The organism is Achromobacter denitrificans NBRC 15125 (assembly GCF_001571365.1).
GTDB lineage: Bacteria > Pseudomonadota > Gammaproteobacteria > Burkholderiales > Burkholderiaceae_B > Achromobacter > Achromobacter denitrificans.
Genome location: NZ_BCTQ01000011.1, coordinates 161,573 through 168,080, shown reverse-complemented (window position 1 = coordinate 168,080; position 6,508 = coordinate 161,573). Strand labels below are relative to the sequence as shown.

The window sequence follows — 6,508 nt, the reverse complement described above, 5'->3', positions numbered from 1 at the left end:
CCTTGTTCAGCGTGGCGCTGGGGCGCATGGCCTGGCTGGCGCGGGCTTCGTCCGGCTGGTAGTAGCCGCCGATGTCCACGGGCTTGCCTTGCGCGGCCTTCAGTTCGGCCAGGATGGCGTCTTCGCCGTCGGCCAGGGCGCGGGCGGCGGCGGCGAACTGGGCTGCCAGCTCGCGGTCGTCGGTCTGCGCGGCCACGGCCTGGGCCCAGTACATGGCCAGGTAGTAGTGGCTGCCGCGGTTGTCCAGGCCGCCGACCTTGCGGTCGGGCGACTTGTTCTCGTCGAGGAACTTGGCGGTGGCCAGGTCCAGCGTCTTGGCCAGGACCTGGGCGCGGGCGTTGTCATACGCCTTGCCGAGGTGGTCCAGCGAGGCAGCCAGCGCCATGAATTCGCCCAGCGAGTCCCAACGCAGGAAGCCTTCTTCCAGGAACTGCTGCACGTGCTTGGGGGCCGAGCCGCCCGCGCCGGTTTCGAACAGGCCGCCGCCGGCCACCAGCGGCACGATCGACAGCATCTTGGCGCTGGTGCCCAGTTCCATGATGGGGAACAGGTCGGTCAGGTAGTCGCGCAGCACGTTGCCGGTCACCGAGATGGTGTCCTGGCCGGCGCGGATGCGCTTGAGCGAGAACTTGGTGGCTTCGACCGGGCTGAGGATGCGCAGGTCCAGACCGCTGGTGTCGTGGTCGTTCAGGTACTGCTTGACCTTGGCGATGATCTGGGCGTCGTGGGCGCGGTTTTCGTCCAGCCAGAACACGGCGGGCGTCTTGGTGGCGCGGGCGCGGGCGACGGCCAGCTTGACCCAGTCCTGCACCGCGGCGTCCTTGGTCTGGCACATGCGCCAGAGGTCGCCGGCTTCCACGGCCTGCTCCAGCAGCACCTTGCCCGAGGCGTCGAGCACGCGCACGGTGCCGGCGGCCGGGATGACGAAGGTCTTGTTGTGCGAACCGTATTCCTCGGCGGCCTGGGCCATCAGGCCCACGTTCGGCACGCTGCCCATGGTGACGGGGTTGAAGGCGCCATGGGCCTTGCAGTCCTCGATCACGGCCTGGTAGACGCCGGCGTAGCTGCGGTCCGGGATCACGGCCTTGGTGTCCTGCAGTTCGCCGGCGGCGTTCCACATCTTGCCCGAGTCGCGGATCATGGCCGGCATGGAAGCGTCGACGATCACGTCGCTGGGCACGTGCAGGTTGGTGATGCCGCGGTCGGAGTTGACCATGGCCAGCGCCGGCAGCGTCTTGTAGGCGGCGTCGATGTCGGCCGTGATGGCGGCCTGCTGGTCGGCCGGCAGGCTCTGGATCTTGGCGTACAGGTCGCCGATGCCGTTGTTGGGGTCGAAGCCGGCCTGCTTCAGCGCGTCGGCGTGCTTGGCCAGCACGTCCTTGTAGAACACGGACACCACGTGGCCGAAGATGACGGGGTCGGAGACCTTCATCATGGTGGCCTTCAGGTGCACCGAGAACAGCACGCCCTGGGCGCGCGCTTCATCGACCTGGGCCTGCAGGAAGGACGTCAGCTTGGCGGCGGACATGACGGCGGCGTCGATGATCTCGCCGGCCTTCACCGGGGTCTTTTCCTTGAGGACGGTGGTGGCGCCGCCGGTGGCGACGAGTTCGATCTTCACGTCGCCGGCTTCGGCGATCAGCGCCGACTTCTCGGTGCCGTAGAAGTCGCCTTCGCTCATGTGCGACACGTGCGACTTGGAGTCGGCCGACCAGGCGCCCATCTTGTGCGGGTGCTTGCGGGCGTAGTTCTTGACGGACAGGGGCGCGCGGCGGTCGGAGTTGCCTTCGCGCAGGACCGGGTTCACGGCGCTGCCCTTGACCTTGTCGTAGCGGGCCTTGACGTCGCGCTCGGTGTCGTTGGCGGGGGCGTCCGGGTAATCCGGCAGCTTGTAGCCCTGTTGCTGCAGTTCCTTGATGGCGGCCTTCAGCTGCGGCATGGACGCGCTGATGTTGGGCAGCTTGATGATGTTGGCTTCAGGCTGGACGGCCAGGGCGCCGAGTTCGGCCAGGGCGTCGCCCAGTTTCTGGCTATCTTCCAGGTAGTCGGGGAACACGGCGATGATGCGGCCGGCGAGCGAGATGTCGCGGGTTTCGACCGTGATGCCGGCGGGTTTGGCGAAGGCCTGGACGATGGGCAGCAGCGAACGGGTTGCGAGCGCCGGCGCTTCGTCGGTGAGGGTATAGATAATCTTCGGAGTAAGAGACATGATCCTTGAATCTGTTCGGCAGGCGCTAGGCGCAAACCCGAACATGCTATGCGGCGCGAGGCCGGTAGATGTTGTCGAGAGTGGGTTCGTCTGGGCAGGCGCGCTGGCCGCGATCGCCTGTCCAACATGGCCGGCGCCCGCCCTTTTTTGTCTGGTTGGCCGGGTGGGGGCCGGTGATACCGGCCGGCTCCTGGTCCGCCTCTAGGGAGGTGCGACTGCCACGAACCTTACATTGTAATACCGTGCTACCCCTGGCGCGCAGCAAAACCCGCCGATTTGACCGGCGCATGCGCATATGCGGGGGTAAATTAAACGGGGACACATTAAATCGGGCGATCCCGCGCCGGCAGGGCGGGGCGCGGGCGGGCCGCGGCGGCCGTTTGACAAAGCGCGGCGGTTGGAGGAAGCTACGCCCCATGCATTTCCGCGCCGTTCGCATTTCGCTGATTATTACCATCATTCCTGGAATGGTGGGTTAGCGCGCGACCGCAATGTCATAGCCACCCGCCCCACGAGGCGGGTTTTTTGTGGCCGCCTCTGCCGGGCAAGCACACCGAAGCAGAGAGCCAGATGCACCACACCCCGCAAGCCCCGCAAGCCCAACCGCAGGCCGCCGCATTCCAGGACGGCAAGGCCTCGCCGATGGAATACCTGAGGCAGATCCTGACCGCCCGGATCTACGACATCGCCCGCGAAACCGAGCTGGATCCCGCCCGCGGCCTGTCGGCCAGGCTGGGCAACCCGGTGTTCTTCAAGCGCGAAGACAACCAGCCGGTGTTTTCATTCAAGGTGCGGGGCGCCTACAACAAGATGCGCAATACGCCGCAGGCGGCGCTGGACCGGGGCGTGATCACGGCGTCGGCCGGCAATCACGCGCAGGGCGTGGCCATCTCGGCCGCCAAGATGGGCGTGCGCGCCATCATCGTGGTGCCGCAGACCACCCCGCAGGTCAAGGTGGATGCGGTGAAGGCGCATGGCGGCCCCACCGTCACGGTGGTGCAGGCGGGCGATTCGTATAGCGACGCCTATGCCCACGCCCAGAATCTGGCGCGCGCGCAGGACCTGACCTTCATCCCCGCCTTCGATGATCCCTATGTGATCGCCGGGCAGGGCACGGTGGGCATGGAGATCCTGCGCCAGCACGCCGGCCCCCTGCATGCCGTGTTCGTGCCGATCGGCGGCGGCGGGCTGGCGGCGGGGGTCGCCACCTACATCAAGGCGGTGGACCCGGGCGTCAAGGTCATCGGCGTGCAGACGGAGGATTCCAGCGCCATGTCCCTGTCCATGCAGGTGGGAGAGCGCGTCAATCTGCCCGAAGTGGGCCTGTTCTCGGACGGCACGGCCGTCAAGCTGGTGGGCGAGGAAACCTTCCGCCTGTGCCGCGAGTATCTGGACGAGATCATCCTGGTGGATACGGACGCGGTCTGCGCCGCGATCAAGGACGTATTCCTGGATACCCGCAGCGTGCTGGAACCGGCGGGCGCGCTGGCGGTGGCCGGGTTGAAGAAGTACGTCCAGCGCGATGGCGTGCAAGGCTTGCCGATGGTGGCGGTGACCTCGGGCGCGAACATGAATTTCGACCGCCTGCGTTTCGTGGCGGACCGCGCCGAGGTCGGCGAGGCCCGCGAGGCGGTCTTCGCCGTGACGGTGCCCGAAGAGCGCGGCAGCTTCCGCCGCTTCTGCGGCGTGATCGGCCAGCGCAGCGTGACGGAATTCAACTATCGCATCGCCGACGCACGCACCGCGCATATTTTCGTCAGCGTGCAGATCGCCCGGCGCGGCGACGCGGCGGAGATCATGGCGGCCTTGCAGGATCAGGGCTTCTCGGTCGGGGACCTGACCAACAACGAGCTGTCGAAGCAGCATATCCGCTACATGGTCGGCGGCCGTTCGCCGCTGGCGGGCGGCGAGCGCCTGTTTCGCTTCGAGTTTCCGGAACGGCCCGGCGCGCTGATGAAGTTCCTGGCCGCGATGGCCCCCAACTGGAACATCAGCCTGTTCCACTACCGCAACCAGGGCGCCGACTTCAGTTCGGCGCTGGTCGGCATCCAGGCGCCGTTGGCCGACAGCGGCGCGCTGGACACGTTCCTGCGCGAGCTGGGCTACGCGCATTTCGAGGAAACCGCGAACGAGGCATACCGCCAGTTCCTGGCCTGAGCGTTCAGCCGGGCGCGCAGCCCGGCTTGCGGGGCAGGGCCGCCGCCGGCTGCAGGCGCAGGGCGGCGCGGCCCTGCGCCTGGGTCAACTGCAAGGTGGCGGCGCGCCAGGCCGGCACGTCGTCGTAGGCGATCTCGGGCGCGGCCCCCGGCCGGGATTGGGCGTCCGGCCGGTCGAACTGGATGGCCGGCAGGCCCACGCAGGCGTCCTGGATATCCAGGCGCGCCAGTTCGCGGCCGTCGCTCATGCGCACGGCCCGGAACGCCAGCGGCGTGGGCACGAATTTGGTGATGGCGGGCACGATCTGCCGGTAGCCGTGGGCGTCCGTGACGTAACGGGTGGGTTCGACCTCGACGGCGTCCCTGCCCGGCGGGATGGCCAGGTAGGCCACGCCGTCGGCCACGTCCAGCAGCTTGCCGCGGCCGATATTCAGCGCCGTCAGCGGCGCGTGGCGGATCATGACCGTTTCGCTCCAGGACGTGTACACACGCGTCCATCCGGGCAGGCGGGCGTCTTCGAAGCGGGTCGTGGCGATCCGGTCGCGTTGCGGATCGCTGGACAGGGACAGCCGGGTCACGCGCAACGCGCCGTTGGCGACTTGCAAGTGGGCCAGGGCCGTGGAAGCGCTGGAGCTGGTGAAGTAGGCCAGCACGGCGTCGGTTTCCAGCGCCTTGGCCGTGCCCGCGCAGAAGAAGGCGCGGGCGGCGACGTCGTTGCCGGCCGGATACAGCAGGGGGCCGACGTCCTTGCCGCAGAGCGCGGCGCCGCGATAGGTAATCGTGGTGCCGCGGGTGGCCTGCCGCTGGCCGGTATTCAAGTCGTTGCGGCTGCCGGCGGCGGTCTCGACCACCAGGCCGTGGTTGTCGTAGATCACGGCGGCGCCGGCGGGGGCGGCAAGCAGACCGAGCGCGAACGCGGCAAGGCGGTTCCTCGTCATCGGCGGGTTCCTGGTATGGGGGAGGGATGAATATATACCCTGCGCGGCCCGCCCGCCGAGGGCGCCCGGCCTATTGCGGGCCCAGCTTGCGGATCAGGCCGTCGAGCATGTCGAGTTCGGCCGGCAGCAGGTCCGTCAACGGCGCGCGCACCGGCCCGGCGTCGTGGCCGACCAGCTTGGCGCCCGCCTTGACGATGCTGACCGCGTAGCCCGGAACGCGGTTGCGGATCTCCAGGTAGGGCAGGAAGAAGTCGTCCAGCAGGCGGTTCGTGGTGTCGTGGTCGCCCGCGGCGACGGCGCGGTAGAACGCCATCGCCGTGCCCGGCACGAAATTGAAGACGGCGGACGAATAGACCGGAACGCCCAGCGCCCGGTAGGCCGCGGCGTAGACCTCGGCCGTGGGCAGCCCGCCCAGGTACGAAAAGCGGTCGCCCAGCTTGCGGCGGATCCGCACCATGGCTTCGATGTCTCCCACGCCGTCCTTGAAACCGATCAGGTTGGGGCAGCGCTCGGCCAACTGGGCCAGGCTGTCGGCGGACAGGCGCGACTGCGCGCGGTTGTAGACGATGACGCCGATCTTCACCGACTTGCACACTTGCTCGACATGCGCGGCGATGCCTTGCTGTGAGGCTTCGGTCAGGTAGTGGGGCAGCAGCAGGATGCCCTTGGCGCCCAGGCGCTCGGCTTCCTGCGCATAGGCGATGGCGCTGCGAGTGGGGCCGCCCGCGCCGGCCAGGATGGGCACCTTGCCCGCGCAGGTCTGCACGGCGGTGCGGATGACGTCGGAGTATTCCTGCGGCGCCAGCGAGAAGAACTCGCCCGTGCCGCCGGCGGCGAACAGGGCGGTCGCGCCATAGGGGGCCAGCCATTCCAGGCGCCGCGCGTAGGCCGGGGCGTTGAAGTCGCCGTTGCGGTCGAAGTCGGTGACGGGAAAGGACAGCAGGCCGTCGGAAACGATGTGCTTGAGTTCCTGCGGGGTGGTCATGTCGCGCTCATCCTTGGGGCGGGCGCCGCGGCGCCGGAATGGGCAGCGGCGGATAGGCTTGAAGAGATACGTCATCGTACAACATGGAAATTCCCGCTACAAGCGATGATTCATTGGGAGGATTTTTGTTTTCGAGGGGAAACCCGCAATTTATTTTTGAAGATATTCGGCGTTATTCTCTCAGTTGTACGATAACTACATGCAAAGGCAGGCGCCCCGC

The 6,508-nt window shown here is 67.7% G+C and carries 4 protein-coding genes; 1 reads left to right on the top strand and 3 read right to left on the bottom strand.

The window, feature by feature from the left end; all coding sequences use genetic code 11:
* Nucleotides 1-2,209: NADP-dependent isocitrate dehydrogenase (locus ADE01S_RS12030; RefSeq protein ID WP_062681925.1), on the bottom strand; the 2,209-nt coding region annotated here is incomplete at its 3' end.
* A 570-nt stretch (nt 2,210-2,779) separates the two neighbouring features.
* On the opposite strand from ADE01S_RS12030, the gene ilvA reads away from it, so the two are divergent.
* Nucleotides 2,780-4,366 (top strand): threonine ammonia-lyase, biosynthetic, encoded by a 1,587-nt coding sequence (gene ilvA, locus ADE01S_RS12025; protein WP_075873538.1) that lies wholly within the window; start codon nt 2,780-2,782, stop codon nt 4,364-4,366.
* A gap of 4 nt (nt 4,367-4,370) precedes the next feature.
* Here the strand turns inward: ilvA and ADE01S_RS12020 are convergent, their stop codons facing one another.
* Both ADE01S_RS12020 and kdgD read right to left on the bottom strand, forming a co-directional pair.
* A complete protein-coding gene (locus ADE01S_RS12020) occupies nt 4,371-5,303 on the bottom strand; it encodes a hypothetical protein (protein ID WP_062681924.1) in 933 nt (310 codons plus the stop codon).
* Nucleotides 5,304-5,373: 70 nt separating this feature from the next.
* Complete coding sequence (gene kdgD, locus ADE01S_RS12015; protein WP_062681935.1) at nt 5,374-6,288, bottom strand: 5-dehydro-4-deoxyglucarate dehydratase; 915 nt, start codon at nt 6,286-6,288, stop codon at nt 5,374-5,376.
* Between the last annotated feature and the right edge of the window lie 220 nt (nt 6,289-6,508).